11 protein-coding genes are annotated in these 17,205 nt (G+C 60.9%); 5 read left to right on the top strand and 6 right to left on the bottom strand.

All coding sequences use genetic code 11. The features are described 5' to 3' along the window. Positions 1–11: 11 nt before the first annotated feature. Positions 12–6,950, bottom strand: coding sequence for an NEL-type E3 ubiquitin ligase domain-containing protein (locus tag QZR30_RS11805; RefSeq protein ID WP_311903332.1), 6,939 nt, complete (start codon positions 6,948–6,950; stop codon positions 12–14). 81 nt (positions 6,951–7,031) lie between these two features. Then, positions 7,032–7,973: a DnaJ C-terminal domain-containing protein gene (locus QZR30_RS11800; protein ID WP_046070683.1), complete on the bottom strand. Its 942-nt coding sequence runs from the start codon at positions 7,971–7,973 to the stop codon at positions 7,032–7,034. A 239-nt stretch (positions 7,974–8,212) separates the two neighbouring features. Between QZR30_RS11800 and QZR30_RS11795 the strand changes: the two genes are divergently transcribed. Both QZR30_RS11795 and QZR30_RS11790 read left to right on the top strand, forming a co-directional pair. Continuing rightward, a complete protein-coding gene (locus QZR30_RS11795) occupies positions 8,213–9,481 on the top strand; it encodes an Hsp70 family protein (RefSeq protein ID WP_046070682.1) in 1,269 nt (422 codons plus the stop codon). 469 nt (positions 9,482–9,950) lie between these two features. Continuing rightward, positions 9,951–10,220 carry a hypothetical protein gene (locus tag QZR30_RS11790; protein ID WP_046070681.1) on the top strand — a complete coding sequence of 90 codons (270 nt, stop codon included), beginning with the start codon at positions 9,951–9,953 and terminating at the stop codon, positions 10,218–10,220. 42 nt (positions 10,221–10,262) lie between these two features. On the opposite strand, the gene QZR30_RS11785 is transcribed toward QZR30_RS11790, so the two are convergent. The 3 genes from QZR30_RS11785 to QZR30_RS11775 all read right to left on the bottom strand — a co-directional run bounded on the left by QZR30_RS11785 (position 10,263) and on the right by QZR30_RS11775 (position 12,642). After that, positions 10,263–11,276, bottom strand: coding sequence for an AI-2E family transporter (locus QZR30_RS11785; protein ID WP_046070680.1), 1,014 nt, complete (start codon positions 11,274–11,276; stop codon positions 10,263–10,265). 206 nt (positions 11,277–11,482) lie between these two features. Then, positions 11,483–11,782 carry a PsiF family protein gene (locus tag QZR30_RS11780; RefSeq protein ID WP_017849707.1) on the bottom strand — a complete coding sequence of 100 codons (300 nt, stop codon included), beginning with the start codon at positions 11,780–11,782 and terminating at the stop codon, positions 11,483–11,485. A gap of 71 nt (positions 11,783–11,853) precedes the next feature. Beyond that, positions 11,854–12,642 (bottom strand): AraC family transcriptional regulator, encoded by a 789-nt coding sequence (locus QZR30_RS11775; RefSeq protein ID WP_046070679.1) that lies wholly within the window; start codon positions 12,640–12,642, stop codon positions 11,854–11,856. 96 nt (positions 12,643–12,738) lie between these two features. On the opposite strand from QZR30_RS11775, the gene QZR30_RS11770 reads away from it, so the two are divergent. Next, entirely contained in the window at positions 12,739–13,629 is an 891-nt protein-coding gene (locus QZR30_RS11770) for a DMT family transporter (RefSeq protein ID WP_046070678.1), read from the top strand. Positions 13,630–13,726: 97 nt separating this feature from the next. Next, positions 13,727–14,257, top strand: coding sequence for a ferritin-like domain-containing protein (locus QZR30_RS11765; protein ID WP_046070677.1), 531 nt, complete (start codon positions 13,727–13,729; stop codon positions 14,255–14,257). Positions 14,258–14,389: 132 nt separating this feature from the next. On the opposite strand, the gene QZR30_RS11760 is transcribed toward QZR30_RS11765, so the two are convergent. Next, positions 14,390–16,456: an AsmA family protein gene (locus QZR30_RS11760; protein ID WP_056847088.1), complete on the bottom strand. Its 2,067-nt coding sequence runs from the start codon at positions 16,454–16,456 to the stop codon at positions 14,390–14,392. Positions 16,457–16,813: 357 nt separating this feature from the next. Between QZR30_RS11760 and QZR30_RS11755 the strand changes: the two genes are divergently transcribed. After that, positions 16,814–17,134 (top strand): hypothetical protein, encoded by a 321-nt coding sequence (locus QZR30_RS11755; RefSeq protein ID WP_311903331.1) that lies wholly within the window; start codon positions 16,814–16,816, stop codon positions 17,132–17,134. Positions 17,135–17,205: the final 71 nt, after the last annotated feature.

The following is a 17,205-nucleotide window of genomic DNA, read 5'->3' as shown; positions in this document are numbered from 1 at the left end:
GGGAGTGGAGACTACGCAAACAACGTCGCGATCATGCCTTCGCTGTATTGGTAATCCATGCGCAGCTCGACGCCCGCCGGGATATCTTCAATGGCAAATATCGCCGTCAGGATCATAGTGCTCCTGGTGCTCTTGGCACCCTGCCCCTCCTCCACTTCGACGTCGAACCCTACCCCTTCAACGTTGTAGCCGCTGGCGGCCTGGCGTACGGGCTTGCCGTTGGCGTCATATTCAAAGTGGGTATTGATCCTGGAGAGGATGTTATCCCCCGAGATTTCGATCGGCTCCATGCCGAGTTTTCCAGGGGTCGGCCTGGCGCCTGCAAGCATGATATAGGTCTGCCCACCTGGGCTTGCGACCTGAGAGGGCAGCACGGTGCCGCCGTAGACGCCGAGGATTTCACCTTTGGCAATACGCCGGTTGGCGACCACCATGGACTGTCCGATCAGCACTTTTTCCTCGGGCACTTGCATGTCCTGGGCAGTGAACACGCGCCGCTGCAGCTTCTCGTCATAGCGCGCTGCCACCTTTTCGTAGCCTTCAAACTGGATGTAAGGCTTGATCTGCTCTGAGCTGTACTTGACGCCCGAGTCGGTCACGACTTCTCTCTGCAGTTTTCGGATACGCATCGGTTTGCCTTGCAGGTTCCTCAGCGGGTACCTGCCGTTGTTAACGCGGTCATAACTGCCGGGTACGTTGCGCAGTTGGGTGAAATGCACTTCGCGCTTCATGGCACTCAGTTCGAGCCCGGTGTAGGGCTCCACCGGCATGGACTCGGAGGCCTCTTCAAGCTCATCGCTGGAGCTGCCGGAGCGCATGCCACCCGCCGAGCCCCTGCGCTTCCACACGCCGTCGAGATCGGGCCTGGCAACGATACCGCTGCTGACCAGGGCAAATGGATTCTGCGCTGCCTGCACCCACAATACGTAGTACTCGCCATCCCGGGCATCGGGCATGCTCGCGATAAAATATTGCTTGCCGTCCAGATCAATGGCTTGCGCCTGGTTGAGCTGCAACCCGGCGGCAGGGCCAACGCCGGGCTCGACCAACCCTTCGAGCGGACCACGGGGCAACAACGCCTCAGCGATTTCCCGCCGGCTCAGAGTCTCGATCAACCCGCTTTCCTCGATCACCAGCCGAGCCTGTAGTTCATCGGCCCTGGCCTCATACAGGGCGTCGGACAATGCCTCGGCCACCCTCTGATCATGCAGGGCAGCCAACTGCTGCTGGTAGGGCTCGCTGAGCCGGTCAAATTGCGCCCTGTATTTATGCGTCACATAGTCCTGCCAGAACTCACGGGACAACAGGGCCTGGAACTCCTCGGCGGAGTTGTCCAGGGCGATGACTTTTTCGTAGGCGGCATCCAGCATCGCCGGGGTAACCCCGCCCATACTGGTGAACCTGACCTTCTGCGGCTGCCCCGGCAATTGCAACCGGTCCTTGAGGCCGAAGCGATAGGCCAGCCGGATCTCCACCTCTTCGGCCAGGCGTTGGGTATGGGGCAACTTATCGGTCATCGACATCGAGGGATCATTGACGATAGCCTCGCTGCGCTGGATATCCGCAGAAGCGATCTTGTCAACTTCGTGCAGACGCAACAGGCCCTTGGAGAGGCTTGCCAGCTGTGCCACTTGCATCTGCCCTGCGGCCTGGGCACGGGCTCTGTAGACCAGCGTGAGGGTTTCCAGGTTGCTGAAGGAGAACGCCGCCAGGTCACAGCAACCCGGCGCGCCAGCCCGGTCGAACACTTCCTTGCGGTGGCTGTCCGATTGCGCGGTGTTTTCAGTGACGCTGTCAATCACCTCCCAGACCCGCCGTTGCAGGTCGGCGTGGCCAGCGCCCGCCGGTTCCAGGCGGTTGAGGATGTCGAAGAATGGGCGCGCCCCTTCCTCGCGGCCGAGCCTGACCCATTGAGTCATTCTGGCCGGCAGCTGCGTGGCAGGCAGGTCTTGGACCCAGCGCCCAAATGCCTGGCGGGTGGCCAAGTCAGGGCCGATTGGGACCCGGGTGACCAATGCCGTGTACACCAGAAGATTGCGCCGCCCGCCCAGTTGCTGGCTGTAATCCCTCACCTGCCGCAGAGTGTCCTCAGTCAAAGGGTTACCGGACACCGTGGTGACATTATTGACCCGCTCCATTGCCGGTACGGTGACCGAGGCTGGGATGGTCGTAATGTTGTTGTTTCTCAGGTCCACCTGGCCCAGGTCCGGCTGCTGCGCCAAGCCGGCGGGCCAATGTTCAAGACCTGCGTGGTTCATGCTGAGGGTGCGCAAATCGGTTATGCGGCTGAAGTCCGGCGCAATGCCCAACGCATTGTCGTGCAGCCATATCGCACGCAACGTCACCCGTTCAGACAGTATCTGCGCCGTGTCGGGCGTCAGGCGGATCTGGTTGTTATTCAGGAACAGGCGGGTCAGGTTGGGCATTTCACCCAGGGCCGGCGGCAGTTCGCGCAACTGGTTGCTGGACAGGTCCAGCCAGCGCAGATGCCGGAAGCGCGCCAGGAACCCTTCCGGCGACGCACTGAGTTGCATGTTGCTCAGCTTTAGCGAGCCTACCTGGCTGAAATCCACGTCCAGGTCCGGCAAGCTCGGCAGTGTCAACCCACTCAAGTCCAGCTCCAGGCCAATCGGTTGTCCGTCATTGCTGAGCTTTTGCGGAGTCTCCCCACGCCAGCAGGCGAGGATCCGTTGCTGAGCCTGGAAACGATCATCCAGGTTTTCGGTGTTGGCTCGCCGCTCGCCTGCCCGTACGTAGCGCTGGCGTTCTGCGCCGCCCGAAAACGTCCAGGCGTTCAACTGTCGCTCCAGGGTATTGAATTCCCCTTCAAGCCTGGCCAGCGTCACATCGGCTTCCTCGCCCATCAGCCACACCCACGCCCTGGCTTCGTGCGTGCGCTTGTTCGGATACATACGCCGCACCTTTGCAAGCCTGGGGTTGCCACTGTCAAACGCGCCTTCACGAGCGCTTGTCACCACTGGCGATCGAGCCTCCGCCAGGCGTTTCCAATAGTTATCGAATTGCTTCCAGTAACCGGGCGGGAATGGGTTGCCCTCAAGCAAGGTGACCCCGTTGACTCGGGCAGTCTCTTCAAGCTGCTCGGGAGCCGGGTTGAGGTATTGCACGGGCACCTCACGCAACTGGTTATGGCTCAAATCGACCACCTCCAGCTCGGGGCACGCGGTCAGGCCCGCAGGCCACTGCTCCAGTTGCGCGCCCCTGAGGTTCAGTTGCTTCAAGCGCGGCATCGCACTGAAATCCGGGGCAATGCCCAAGCGGTTGCCAGTGAGCCGCAGCGTTTCAAGCTTGCCCAGGCCACTGAGCATCCGAGCACTTTGAGCGGTGAGGCGAATGTTGTTGGCACTCAGGTCCAGCGAGGTCAGGTCGGGCATGTTGCCGATGGCAGCGGGCAACTCGGTGAGGCCACTTTTGCGAACGCTCAGGTCTTTGAGCCCGGTAAATGTTTGAAGGAAAGTGTCCGCCTGACTCGACCACTTGACCCCATACAGGTCAAGCCTCTGCACATGGCTGAAGTCAGCGCTCAATGGCGGCAGTTCCAGATCCCTCATCAGCAGGCGCAGGGTGCCTGACCCCATGCGGCGCCAGGCCCTCTCAATCTCCTGGGATACGCGGTAGGCAGGGGTTTGATCATGCGCGGTCGCCGACGATGCATTGGCTTGCACCCACGTCGCCAACTCCGTCTGCAGCGTCTGTAGCTGGGCTTTGTAGCGAGCCAGCCCGCCACGCACATCACTGCCCAACGACAGGATAAACGTGTCCAGTTCATCATCGCCCATGGAGGGGAATAACACTTTGGCCCGGGCTTTTGCCGAGGCTTGTGAAGGCCCCGTCATACGCTCCAGCAGCCGGCGAAAACCGCGCCCGCCACCGAGCAGGCGTAACCCCGGCTCAACGGTCGGCTTGCGCAGCGGGTGCTCCAGCAACACCGTGCGCAACGGCTGGCGCGACAGCGGCGCATGCCGGATTGCGGCTTTCATTTGCAGGGCATCAGTGAAGCCCAGGGCCTGGCGCTCCACGCTGGACAACTGGGCCCAGGTCGCGGTGTAGAAATCCCTCGGCATGGGTGCGTCGAACACGCCGTTGGCCTTGAGCACCAGGGTCTTGCGCTGCGTCGAGTCCGGCGAGCCGATGGCGTCGAGCAGGCTGCCTTCGGCTGAATACTGACGTAGTTCGACCCGCGTGCCCCGCCGCCAGCCGGACAAGGTCTCCAGGGTGCGCAGGGCCAGGCGCTGGCTGTCGAGGTCGGTCAGGGTGTCCAGGTGCAGCCCTTCATAGGCCCTCGAAACGCGAATTTCCTGCTCGAACCAACGCGCCTGTTCGCGCTGCGCCTCGGGCAAAATCCCGCTGTTGCGAAACGCCTGCAATTGCTCATCGGTCAGGCTGGTGAGCAACTCGGCGGCCATCGACGTCGGCAGTTTCGGGTAAGTACCCTGGACCAGTCTCACGTCAGGGTCATCGCTCGCGGTCAGCGTTTTGTAGCGTTCTTCCACCAGTGAACCCTTGAATGTATCGACAATAGTGGCAATGGACTCCCGCACCTTGTCGGCCCGCACGGCCAACGACTCTTCAGGGCTGCCGGGGATCGTCTCCAGGTTCGGGTCGACGCCTTGCAGGGTGTGCAGGACTTCCTTGAGCAATTGACCACCGGCCAACTGGTTTTCAGTGACCACGACCACGTGCCGGGACGCACCTGCCCAGAGCGGTTCCTCCCATACCACCCTGGCGCCATCGCTCACCACCCGCAGCGCGATATCCACCGGCAACATGCCGCCACGCCGCATGATCTGCAGTTGCAGCACCGGGTCAGCCTGGGCCTGCAGTGCCGGCTCGATGCTGCGCATTTGCTCGACGAAGGTGCTCAGGTGTTGATGGGCCTTGAAGTGTTGGAGGGTGTCTTCGAGCACCAATGGCACCGGTTCATGCTCGACGAAGCTTTGCCGTAAGGTGTCTTCCTCGACGCCACTGGCAAGGCGCGCCTGCTCCAGGGTATCGCTGTCGAACCCGCGCTGTTGCAGGCCGAGGCGACGGATCAGGGTCGGCAGGTCCCAGGTCAGCGGCTCCTCGACTTCATGGCTCCAGGCCCCGGCGTGGTTGTGCTCCAGCAGCGGTTCATAGGCGCCCGGGCGGCTAGGGTGCTGGATGCGGTATCGCCCGGTCTCCGGTTCCTGGCGGACCTGATAGTGATCACCTTCATGGGGCAACAACGCCTGCCCATTGTGGTGGTAGAGGCCAAGGGCGTCAGGCTGGGTGTCTGCGGGCAATTGGACCGATATCTTGTAGGGGGTCAGATCGGGGTTCCACAGCACCTGTTTACCGGTGGACAGGGTGACCGGCTTGAGGTTGTCGACCACACTCGACAGCTTGACCTCGGGCAGTACCTTGGCCCCGGTGCCGATAAAGGCCGCATTGAGGGCCACGCTGGAAAAGTGTGCCCACATCGTCTTCAGGTCGCCTTGCTCGTAAGCCTCGATCCCTTCGAACCCTTCGGCGCACATCTGCAGCACCGCCACCGCGAGCATGGTCGGCCCCAGACCCGGCACCACAAAGGCCGCGAGGTTGAACGCGCTGATCACGGCATCCAGGTAGCTGGCCAGCCGGTCGAGGCGGGCCTGGCGGTCTTCGTCACCGGTGGGCACCGCCACGGCGCGAGCATCGGCGAGGATCTTGCGCACCTGGGCCTCGCGCAACGCTTGCCACAGGCTTGCGCCGATCGCCAGCTCATCCAGAGGTAAGCGCGCCGGCTTGGCGGCCAATGGGTAGTCACCGGCCGCGCCATTGCCGTTGGCGGGCTTGTACAACCGATCGAACTGTTGAAAGAACATGCCCTGTTCGCGCTGAGGCACGAAGCGGCTGAAAAAACGCCGGTAGGAAAGGCTGTGCAAGCGGGTCCGCAGGTCAGCCATGAAATCGCCGCTGGAGGCATATTCCTTGAGCGGCTGCTGGGGGTCGTTGGGGATGAACACCACCAGCCGCTCGACCCGATCACTGTCTTTGCGTCCAGGGCCGATCAGCAAGGGCCCGACCAATACGCAGCCAAAGATCTTCAGCGCCGCAAACGTCACCGGTTTACCGTCAAGCCTGGCGCTGCCGGGGTCGGTGATGACGTGTTTGAGCATGCGGTAGACGTCGGCACCGATCCCCCACTCCCGCGTTTGCACCGCCACCTCGGCACTCAACGCCAACTGCTGGCGGTGATGCTCTTCCAGCTGGCGTTCAAGCGCGCTGCGCTGGGTGTCGTCCGTGGGTTGGACGATGTCTTTGATGTGTTGCTGATACCGCTTGCCTAAGTCCAGGCTGCGGCACAGTCGGGCAAATTCATGGCCAGGGATGGCCAGGGCATGCGCCTGGATCACGCTGGGGGTCGGGATGATGTCGCTGTCGAAGCCCCTCCAGGTGGTAATCACCTGGCAATCGGCGCAGGCACCGGCCCGCTCTTCGTCAGGCGCGAAGTTGGCCAGGGCCGCTTCCAGCAGGGAAACGCCGCGGTATTCATAGCGCTGCGCCGGGTCACCTTGCTGATCGAAGACAAAGGCGCCGTACAAGTCGTCGCGACTTTTGAACCCGTACTTGCGTGCGAAGTAGACGTTCCTGACGTCCAGTTCCATTTTGAAGCGGGTCTTGATCGCGTCCTTGAGCGGCTGTTCGGCAAAGGCCAGTACATCCTCGATCTGGCCCAGGTGCTCTTCTACCTGGTTCAAGGTCTCGCGATAGCGACGATGGTTGTCGGCCAGGTCGGCCTTTTGCTGGGCCGTGGCAATCAAGTACCAGCCGGGCAGTTCCAGTTCGTGATCGGCGAGCTCTTGCTGACGCTGGGCAGTGGCCTGGTTGAACCAGGCGGGCACACGTTCCTTGAGGAAGTCGTAGTGCACACCCCGAAGGTCAACGTTGAACATACCTTCGGGGGGAGGCGTGACGGGTTGCTCTGACATAGCGGGCCATCCATGACGGGTTGCGAAAACACCAACCTATCGAATCGCCCGGCCTGGCAAGCCCTAGCTATGTATCGCCGCTCAAAAATGCTCACGCGGGTTGAACGCGGCCTTCTGCGCCAGCGCTTGCCACAATGCCTTGACCTCTTCGTCGCTGGTCTTGGGCATGACCGCCTTGAGCTGCACGAACAGATAACCGCGCTGCCCGGCCTTGTTCGACAAGCCATGGCCCTTGGCGCGCATGCGCTGGCCGTTCTGGCTGCCGGCGGGCACCTTGAGGTTGATCTTGCCGGTGAGCGTCGGCACTGCGACTTCCGCGCCCAATGCCAGTTCCCAAGGCGCCAGGGGCAAATGGATGATCAGGTTTTCGCCGTCCACTTCAAACTTGGGGTGCGGCGCAAACTTGATGATCAGGTACAGGTCGCCATTGGCGCCCCCACCAATGCCCGGTGCGCCCTGCCCTTTGAGGCGGATGCGCTCGCCGTCGGCCACGCCGGCGGGGATCTTCACATTCAGGCTTTTGGTGGTGTTGCTGACGTGACGGCCCGAGGCGTCGTATTGCGGCACCTGGAAGTTGATCTGCTTGGACTCGGTGGACAGCGTTTCCTCGAGGTGCACCGTCAGTTGCATCTCCACGTCCTGGCCCTTGCGCCCCGCAGGACGGCGCTGGCCGCCACCGAAAGCGTCGCCACGACCACCGAAGATCGAGCTGAAGAAATCGGAAAAGTCCTCGGTACCCGCGCCGCCACCGCCGAACCCACCACGGCTCTGCCAGCCCGGTGGCCCCTGGAACGGTTGGCCGTGCTGGCCGTATTTGCGCAGCTCGTCGTACTCGGCGCGCTTGTCAGCACTTTTAAGCGCCTCATAGGCTTCGGACGCGTCCTTGAATTTCGCTTCGGCGTCTTTTTCCTTGCTGACATCGGGGTGATATTTGCGTGCGAGCTTGCGATAGGCCGCCTTGATTTCCTTATCATCGGCCGTCGGCTCTACACCCAGAATCTTGTAGTAATCTTTGAAATCCATCGGCGGTTCACCATCCTTTATCGAGATCGCACTGCCCGGGGCACCACGTGCGCTGGTTTGCACCTGTTGAGGGTGGTGGCCTGGGGGGTACGTCAAAGTGTTATCGGCATCAGCCGTATGCACCAGATGTGGGGGCAAATCCCGCACTTTCAAGCGTGATTTAACGGATAGTCGGCCTACGCAAGCGCCTGCGACTGACATACACTGCGCGGCCGTTTTTCAACCGGAACCCGATAGACATGAAAAACCCATCCCCAGCCCGTGCCTGCGGTATCGACTTCGGCACGTCCAACTCCACCGTCGGCTGGATCCGCCCCGGCGAGGAGACGCTTATCGTGCTGGAGGACGACAAGATCACCTTGCCGTCGGTGGTGTTCTTCAACTTCGAGGAGCGTCGCCCGGTGTATGGCCGCCTGGCCCTGCACGAATACCTGGAAAACTACGAAGGCCGGCTGATGCGCTCGCTCAAGAGCCTGCTGGGTTCCAAGTTGATCAAGCACGACACCAGCGTGCTGGGCACGGCCATGCCGTTTACCGACCTGCTGGCGCTGTTTATCGGCCAGCTCAAGAGCCGCGCCGAGGCCACCGCTGGCCGTGAGTTCGAGGAAGTGGTACTGGGCCGCCCGGTGTTCTTCGTCGATGACGACCCGATGGCCGACCAGGAAGCCGAGAACACCCTGGTGGACGTGGCGCGCAAGATCGGCTTCAAGGACATCTCGTTCCAGTACGAACCGATTGCGGCGGCGTTCGATTACGAGTCCACCATCGAGAAAGAAGAGCTGGTGCTCATTGTCGACATCGGCGGCGGTACCTCCGACTTCTCTCTGGTGCGCCTGTCACCGGACCGCCGTCACAACGACAACCGCCAGAGCGACATCCTCGCCACCGGCGGCGTGCACATCGGCGGCACCGACTTCGACAAGCAACTGTCCCTGGCCGGCATAATGCCGCTGTTCGGCTATGGCAGCCGCATGAAAAGCGGTGCCTACATGCCCACCAGCCACCACATGAACCTGGCCACCTGGCACACCATCAACTCGGTGTACTCGCAGAAATCCCAGCTGGCCCTGGGCAGCATGCGCTACGACATCGAAGACACCGGCGGCATCGACCGCCTGTTCAAGCTGATCGAACAGCGCGCCGGGCACTGGTTGGCGATGGAAGTGGAAGAAACCAAGATCCAACTGACCCACGAAGACAGCCGCCATGTGCTGTTGGATCGGGTCGAGCCGGGCTTGAGCGTGGACCTGAGTCGCACCTTGTTCGAATCCGCCATCGACGGCCTGCTCGAGCGTGTGCGCAACAGCGTGACCCAGTTGCTGAATGATGCTTCGGTAGACGTGGCCCAGGTGGACACCGTGTTCTTTACCGGTGGTTCCAGCGGCATCCCGGCACTGCGCCACAGCATCTCGGCAATGCTGCCGAATGCGCGGCATGTGGAAGGCAATATCTTCGGCAGTATCGGCAGCGGTCTGGCGATTGAGGCCAGCAAGCGCTACGGCAGCTGACCTGCCCCAATCTCGCAGGCGCTGCAAACCCAATGTGGGAGGGGCGGTGCGACGATTCGACTTGCCCCCGATAGCGGCGGGTCAGCTACAGATAAGCTGACTGCCATACCGCAATCGGGAGCAAGCCCCCTCCCACATGTTGGCCTGCGCGCACTCAATACCTTGTGCACCACCGCCCTACCGGATGAATGTTGTAACCAACCTTGCACGATTTGCGTGATGACGCTTATAGTCCGGCCGTCGCCCTCATGGCGATCAGGTTTGGCGACCTGCATCCACGTTCAAAAATGCCTGCTTCGTTGGCAGGCATTTTTGTACCCGCAAAGCCGCATTATGGCGGCTGTGCGCGGGAGACCTTTGGGTCTGCCGGGCCCGTGGACCGGTTCGCCAACCTGCGTACAGCTGCCACCCAATTGTTTGGCGACAATCGAGTGGGAGCTCCTTCTTATTAGTCCACGGAGTTTCACTTATGAATCGCTACATCACTTTGACTGGCAACGACTGCACCATCCCCGCTCTAATCATCGATACACAGGCACCTCTCGACGTCCTACACGAAGCCGCCGCGTACCGCATTCGCGCAGTGACGCAATTACTTGAAAATCTCGCATTCCGAGAAGAAATCAGCAGCGATGCCGTGGTGCTCCACGACTTTGCACAACTGCTGGCCATTCCCTTGCGGGATGGGTGTGATCTGATGGATGTAATTGGACGCAGACTAAGTCCGCAAGCGTCGTAAGCTAGAACGGGGCGGCTTTTCAGTCGCCCTGCCTGAAGATGGTCAAACCATCCCCCCCAACTTCAACTCACTCTTCAAGTACGCATAATAAATCGGCCCCGCCACCACTCCCGGCAAACCAAACGCCGCCTCAAACACCAGCATCGCCAACAACAACTCCCACGACTTGGCACTGATCTGCCCGCCAACGATGCGTGCGTTGAGGAAGTACTCGACCTTGTGGATCACGATCAGATACCCCAACGCCGCCACCGCCACCCAGATCGACAGCGACAGCGCAACGATGGTGATCAGGGTGTTCGACATCAGGTTGCCGATCACCGGCAACAGGCCGAGCAGGAAGGTCAGCACGATCAGGGTCTTGGTCAACGGCAAGTGGATGCCGCACAACGGCAGCACCACCGCGAGGAAAATCGCAGTGAAAGCGGTATTGAGCGCAGCGATCTTGATCTGGGCGAAGACGATGTTGCGAAACGCCTGGACCAGCAGGTGCAGGCGGTCGAACAACGCGGCGGCCAAGGGTTTGCGTTTGGTCAGGTCCGGCACGCGCTGCAGCGCGATGATGGCGCCGAGGACCATGCCGATCAGCAAGGTGACGAACATGTGCGCAGCGTCTTTGCCCACCAACTGCAGTTCGCTCAGGTGCTTGCTCAGCCAATCGCCGATGGCGACGCGGAACTCGGCGGCGCTGGCGGGCAGGTAGGCGTCGATAAACGGCGGCAATTGGCCGCGTGCGCGGTCGACCACGCCCATGAATTTGTCGAGGGACGCCCCGGGGTTTTCCGCTTCGTGGAGCAGGAAGCTGATGGCGCCGGCGAAGATCAGGGTCAGCACGCTGACGATCAGGGTACCCAGCAAGGCCACCGCCAGCCAACGCGCACGCCGGCCTTCGATCAGGCGTTGCAGTTGCGGGGTGAGCATGTTGACCAGTTCATAGACCAACAGGCCGGCCAGCAGGCTGGGCAGCAATTTGAGCGGCAGCACCAGCAGCAACCCGCCGAAAATGATGATGTAGCTGGACAGCAACAACACATGACGCTGAGAAAACGTTGGCATACAGCCTCAAAACGAACGGCGTTAAAGGATGGGCAGTCTGCCAGCCTTGCGGCAATCAAGCGAGGAGGTTGGTTGCGAATGCGATCAGTGTGGGAGGGGGCTTGCCCCCGATTGCATTATGTCAGTCAACTTATCTGTAGCTGACCTGCCGCTATCGGGAGCAAGCCCCCTCCCACATTTGTTTTGCGGCGCCTGCGAAATCGTGATTAACCTTTGAGGCAGGTGCTCATGAATGTTTTACGCGCATCGCCGGTCAACGCTTTGGTTTTAGCCGACGCATTACAATCTTTCATCTTCTGCTGCTGCGGCGTCAGGGTCTTGGCGTCGTTGGCGGCAGGGGCGGACAGGCAGGTCTTCATGAAGGCCTTGCGCTCATCGCCTTTAAGCGTCTTGGTGGTGGCCTCGGCATTGCAGGTGGTCATTTTGTTCTGCTGGGCGGTAGCGGCAAAGCCCTGGGAACACAGCAGCAGGCCCATCATCAACAACGGAATACGCAGCATCTTCATGGAGTTTTCTCCCTGTTACCGTGCCGACGGGCACGGCCTACCTGCCAGTGTAGTCAAAACCTGTTACAACTTCAGCGACCACGTATGTTCGAACGCCGGTACTGCTCCGGCGTGCAACCGGCGTGACGCTGGAACATGGCGATAAACGCCGAGGCGGTGCTGTAACCCAAATCAAACGCCACATGCTGCACGCTGCGTTCACTGTCCAGCGCTTCAATGGCCGCCAGGTAGCGCAAGCGCTGGCGCCATTCGCCAAAGCTCATGCCCAGTTCGCGCACAAACTGGCGCGCCAGGGTGCGCTCGCTGACATGCACTTGCTCCGCCCATTGCACCAGCGGGCGATTGTCGCTCGGTTGCGCTTGCATGCCTTCCAGGACACCGAGCAGCCCTGGGTGGCGAGCGTAGGGCAAGAAGCCGTCGTGAATCGGCGCCTGTTTGAGCTGGTCCACCAGCACCTGGGCCAGGCGAATATCGGCGTCCGTTTGCGGGATATTCACGTCACGCTGGGCAAAATCGCTGAGGATAGCCTTGAGAATGTCGCTGATCGCCAGGGTGCATGGGGTTTGCGGCAGTTGCTCGCAGAGCGTCGGCGCCAAGCCCACCGAGCGATACACGATCGCCTGGGCGTTATAGGAGCTGTGCTCGGTATCCGGTGGGATCCATACCGCGTACTGCGGTGGCGACATAAAACGGTTGCCGGCGACCTCCATGCGCATCACGCCATTGGCCGAATAGTCCAGCGAGCCCCAGCCATGCCGGTGCGGGGTGCACTCGGTATCCGGGGCGAACTCGGAGTAGCGGAAGTACACAGGGCTGGGCAGGCTGGCGAAATCCGCGAGGCGTACGGTATGTCTGGGCATGTTGTCTGGATTCAGAGGTCGGTTGTCTGGTTCGCAGTATAGGCTTCGATCCAGACAGGGGATAATCCCGCCTCGTCAACACACTGGATTATTTCGATGCAATACGCGTATCCGCTGCTGGCCATCCTTATCTGGGCCGGCAACACCGTGGTCAACAAATTGGCCGTGGGCTCGATCTTCCCGGCTGAAATCGGCTTTTACCGCTGGCTGTTCGCCGCGCTGCTGTTCACCCCATTCATGCTCAAGCCGGTCGTTGCCAACTGGGCGCTCATCCGTCCGAACCTGGGCAAGATCTTCATCCTCGGCGTGCTGGGCATGGCGGTGTATCAAAGCCTGGCCTATTACGCGGCCACGCTGACCAGCGCCACCAATATGGGCATCATCCTGTCGCTGATGCCGCTGATGGCCCTGACTGCCGCCATTATCAGCCTGGGCCAACGCCTGACCTATGGCGCGCTGACCGGCGCAGTGCTGTCATTCGCCGGCGTAGTGGTGGTGGTGTCGTCCGGTAGCCTCGGTGCGCTGCTGCAACACGGGGTCAACCTGGGCGACGGCATGATGCTCGTCGCCACACTGGCCTACGCGGTCTACAGCACCCTGCTGAAAAAATGGCAGTTGCGCCTGCCACCGTTGGTGCTCTTGTATCTACAGGTGCTGGTGGCGGTGGTGGTGCTGTTCCCGCTGTATCTGTTCTCGGCCAAGGCGGGCCTGGGCTGGGCGAATATTCCGCTGGTGCTGTACGCCTGCCTGCTGGCCTCGATGCTGGCGCCGCTGGCGTGGATGCACTCGGTGAAGACGCTTGGGCCGAGCCGTACCACGCTGTTCTTCAATCTACTGCCGTTGATTACCGCACTGATTGCAGCGGTAGTCCTCAAGGAAGAGTTAGCGCCGTATCACTTGGTGGGCGGCTTGCTGACCTTGGGTGGGGTGATCCTCTCGGAGCGCTGGATCACGCCGGTCAGAGCCACTCATGACACATCCTGTTAAATCCGATAAAACTTTTCGCCTGGCCCGGGACTCACAACCTATAGCGATCACGCCGGCAGAGCGTGGCGTACAACCGGATTAGCCCCAGGAGATTGAAATGACTGAAGCACACTTGACTGACATTGCGACCCTGCGCAGCCGCGCCCGCCAGAATGTCGAAAACGGTGCCGTGACCGAAGGCTACGACGCCGACCGTCAGGAGATCATCCGCCTGCTCAACGAGTCGCTGGCCACTGAGCTGGTCTGCGTGTTGCGCTACAAGCGTCACTACTTCATGGCCAGCGGCCTGAAAGCCAGCGTCGCCGCCGATGAGTTCCTCGAACATGCCACCCAGGAAGCCGAGCACGCCGATAAACTGGCCGAGCGCATTGTGCAACTGGGCGGCGAGCCGGAGTTCAACCCCGACCTGCTGTCGAAGAACTCCCACGCCCAATACGTGGCAGGCAACTCGCTCAAAGAGATGGTCTACGAGGACCTGGTGGCCGAGCGTATCGCGGTGGACAGCTACCGTGAAATCATCCAGTACATCGGTGATAAGGATCCGACCACCCGCCGTATCTTCGAAGACATCCTGGCCCAGGAAGAAGAACACGCCGATGACATGGCGGATATTCTGCAGGACCTGTAATCAGCAACACAGCAGTCCCCCTGTGGGAGGGGGCTTGCTCCCGATAGCGGAGTGTCAGTCGAATTAGATATTGACTGAACCGCTGCTATCGGGGGCGAGCCCCCTCCCACATTTGGTTTCAGGTGTAGTCAGTTATTTCACGGTTTTCGGCGCTTTGCCCTCTTTCATCTGTTGCAGCAGTGGTGCGCACTGATTCGGCTCATCGCCGCTCGGTGCCACCAGCGCCAGCAACCCGGCAGCCGGGCCGGCAATAACGCCCAGGGCCACCATGCCGGCGCCGCGCAGGGCCAGGGGAATGGCTTTCACGCCAGCATTGGGCTTGATAAACGGCCCATTGACGTACAGCGGCGAGCGCAGCGAAAACAAGCGAAAGCCCTTGGACTCCGGCGTGATGGTCAGGTCCAACTGCTCCGTGGCCATGTTCGCGGTGCCATCGATGTAGATGATGGCGTTCTCGGTATCGAACACAAACAACCGCGTGGTCGCCAACCCCGTCTTGATGCCGAAGTCCGCCGCCGCGCAGTTGATCTTCACTTCCTTGTCGCCGAACAGGCGGCCCACCACGTAGTTGCCCACATTGAGCCCGGCGATTTCCATCAGGCCTCGGCTGATGGCGCCGTCGTTGATCAACATCTTCAGGTCACCGTTTGAGGTGCCCAGCAGCGCGGCCACGGAATTACCACGTCCGGATATATCGGCGTCGCCGTTGAGTTCACCGAAGCTGGTTTTCATCGGTTCGAAGGTCGGGAACAACTGCTTGAGCTTGAAGTTACGCGCCGTCAACTTGGCGCGGCCTTCCATCGGCGTGGTGCGGCCGTTCAAGCGAATCTGCGCATCGAGCTTGCCACCGGCCACGCCGAAGCGCAGCGGTTCGAGGCTCAGTTGGCCGTCGTTGAGCACCAGGTGCGTATAGAGGTCGGTGAAGGGCAGGTCGGCGCTGTGCACGATGCGCTTGCCGGTGAACTCCACATCGGCATCCATGGCACTCCAGCGCTCGGTGCGGAACTCTTCCACCGGCAACACCTTGGTCGCCGGTTGCTTGCTCTCCCCGCCTCGAGCCTTTTGCTTGGCATTGGAATCAGCGCCGATCAAGGGCGCCAGGTCATCCATGAGTAACTGGTTGGACACCAGCGCGCCGCTGAGCTTGGGCCGCGGCTGGCTGGCGACATAGGCCAGGTCGCCGTGGATATCGCTGTTGCCGATCTTGCCATTGAATTTTTCGTAGCGGAATGAGGCGCCGCTGGCTTCATGCAGCTTGGCGATCAGGTGGCCATCGGTGGAGTAGGCCGGCGAGTCCGGCAGCGTGACGCCGGTCAGCGGGTACAGGTTGCCCAGGCTGCTGCCCGAGAGTTTCAGGCGCAGGTCCAGGGCGCCGAGGTTCAGCGGGTCGGTCAGGGTGCCGGCCAGGGCGATGCTGGTGTCGGCGACTTTCACCTGGGCTTGCAGAGGGAACGGTTTGGCCGCGTCCTGCAAAGCCAGAAGGCCGCCGATCTTGCCGGTACCGGCGAGCTGCTGGCCGTGGTATTGGCCTTTGACCTTGAGGCCGAACGCGTAGTCCTGGGGTGCCGAGCCTTTTTCCAAGGCCTTCTTCGCATCGGCATCGCCGACGATCTCGCCGAAAGGGATCGGTTTGCCCAACGGGTCGATGATCACATCGAGCTGGGTCTTGAGGGTTTGATCGTCGAGGGTCACATGGCCCTTGTCGAAGCCGATGGCACCGATATCCACTACCCAGCTGGAGGGTTCGGCGTCGGGGTCCTTCGGATCGAACTTGAAGGTCCAGTTGGCGCGGCCGTCGGCCAGGCGCTGCAACTGGGCACTCGGTTCGGTGAGGTCGATGCGCGGGATCACCACGCGCTGCACCAGCAAGGCAAGGGGCGAAATACGCAGCTCGACCTTCTTGAGCGTGACCATCTGCGGTTGTTTCGACCAGTCGGGGTTGCCCAGGGTCAAGTCTTCGGCAATCACATGGGGCCACGGCACCCAGGCGCGCCAGCCGCCTTCATCGGGCTCACGCTGCCACACCACCGCGAGGTTGCCGTTGATAGCGAACGGGCGATGCAGTTCTTCGGAGACCTTGGCATTGAGTGGCGGTTTGATGCGATTCCAGTCGAAGAACACCAGGATCAGCACCACGATGGCAATTAACAGAACGAAGCTGGCGCAGCTCCAAGCGACGATTTTACGAGTGCGCGTCATTGCACAGGACTCCTGAATACGACTGGCAGAGCTACCCCTCTAGAGCAGCCTATAAGACTACGACTGGCAAACCGCCCGGGGGTTTAACCCGACGCGTAATTTAGTCGCAAAAAGCCACTTTCCTGATCGAACAGACAGATTTCGATCATCACTGGCGCACCATTGTTACCCATGTTCGTGTCGAAAATACCCACCTCGGTGCAAAACCGCGTGCTTGAGAGGCTCGATCTAGAGCCTCCGCAGGGAACAATCAATTCTGTTGATTATTACCATTGTGTTTATGAACTTTTATATCGACTTATCAAGAGTAGCATTAGCCCTGTACCCACTTTAACGCCCTCCCGAGGAGCAACCATCATGAAACGTCAATTACTCGCTACCGTCCTGTTATCTGTCCTGGCTTCCAGCGCTTTTGCCCTGCCAGCTGCCGAACAGGCCACCCCACAAAATAAAGCCCGATCCGTGCAAACCAGCCAGACCGTGGCCCGCAGCGGTTCGCAAGAAGACGAAAACCGCGACTATGCCAAAGGTGCCGTGGCTGAAAATGGCTATAACCGTCTGCAAGAAAAAGGCTTGGTAGAAGGCGGTGCTGAACAAGCCAACAAACGCGCCTACACCGAAGGTGTTGCTGAAGGCGGTGCCGACCGTCTGCAAGAACTGCATCAAGCACAGAGCTAAGCCCGTGGTGGCCCAGAAAAAAGCCCGATCCGCCGATCGGGCTTTTGCTTTTATATAGACCGCGTCACGCC

This window comes from Pseudomonas sp. rhizo25 (genome assembly GCF_031931935.1).
GTDB classification, from domain to species: Bacteria; Pseudomonadota; Gammaproteobacteria; order Pseudomonadales; family Pseudomonadaceae; genus Aquipseudomonas; species Aquipseudomonas synxantha.
This window is presented reverse-complemented; position numbering and strand designations above follow the sequence as displayed.

What these genes read in the sequence shown, in the direction of transcription:
- QZR30_RS11805 (WP_311903332.1), bottom strand. Translation starts at nt 6,950, where the DNA reads ATGTCAGAGCAACCCGTCACGCCTCCCCCCGAAGGTATGTTCAACGTT.
- QZR30_RS11800 (WP_046070683.1), bottom strand. Translation starts at nt 7,973, where the DNA reads ATGGATTTCAAAGATTACTACAAGATTCTGGGTGTAGAGCCGACGGCC.
- QZR30_RS11795 (WP_046070682.1), top strand. Translation starts at nt 8,213, where the DNA reads ATGAAAAACCCATCCCCAGCCCGTGCCTGCGGTATCGACTTCGGCACG.
- QZR30_RS11790 (WP_046070681.1), top strand. Translation starts at nt 9,951, where the DNA reads ATGAATCGCTACATCACTTTGACTGGCAACGACTGCACCATCCCCGCT.
- QZR30_RS11785 (WP_046070680.1), bottom strand. Translation starts at nt 11,276, where the DNA reads ATGCCAACGTTTTCTCAGCGTCATGTGTTGTTGCTGTCCAGCTACATC.
- QZR30_RS11780 (WP_017849707.1), bottom strand. Translation starts at nt 11,782, where the DNA reads ATGAAGATGCTGCGTATTCCGTTGTTGATGATGGGCCTGCTGCTGTGT.
- QZR30_RS11775 (WP_046070679.1), bottom strand. Translation starts at nt 12,642, where the DNA reads ATGCCCAGACATACCGTACGCCTCGCGGATTTCGCCAGCCTGCCCAGC.
- QZR30_RS11770 (WP_046070678.1), top strand. Translation starts at nt 12,739, where the DNA reads ATGCAATACGCGTATCCGCTGCTGGCCATCCTTATCTGGGCCGGCAAC.
- QZR30_RS11765 (WP_046070677.1), top strand. Translation starts at nt 13,727, where the DNA reads ATGACTGAAGCACACTTGACTGACATTGCGACCCTGCGCAGCCGCGCC.
- QZR30_RS11760 (WP_056847088.1), bottom strand. Translation starts at nt 16,456, where the DNA reads ATGACGCGCACTCGTAAAATCGTCGCTTGGAGCTGCGCCAGCTTCGTT.
- QZR30_RS11755 (WP_311903331.1), top strand. Translation starts at nt 16,814, where the DNA reads ATGAAACGTCAATTACTCGCTACCGTCCTGTTATCTGTCCTGGCTTCC.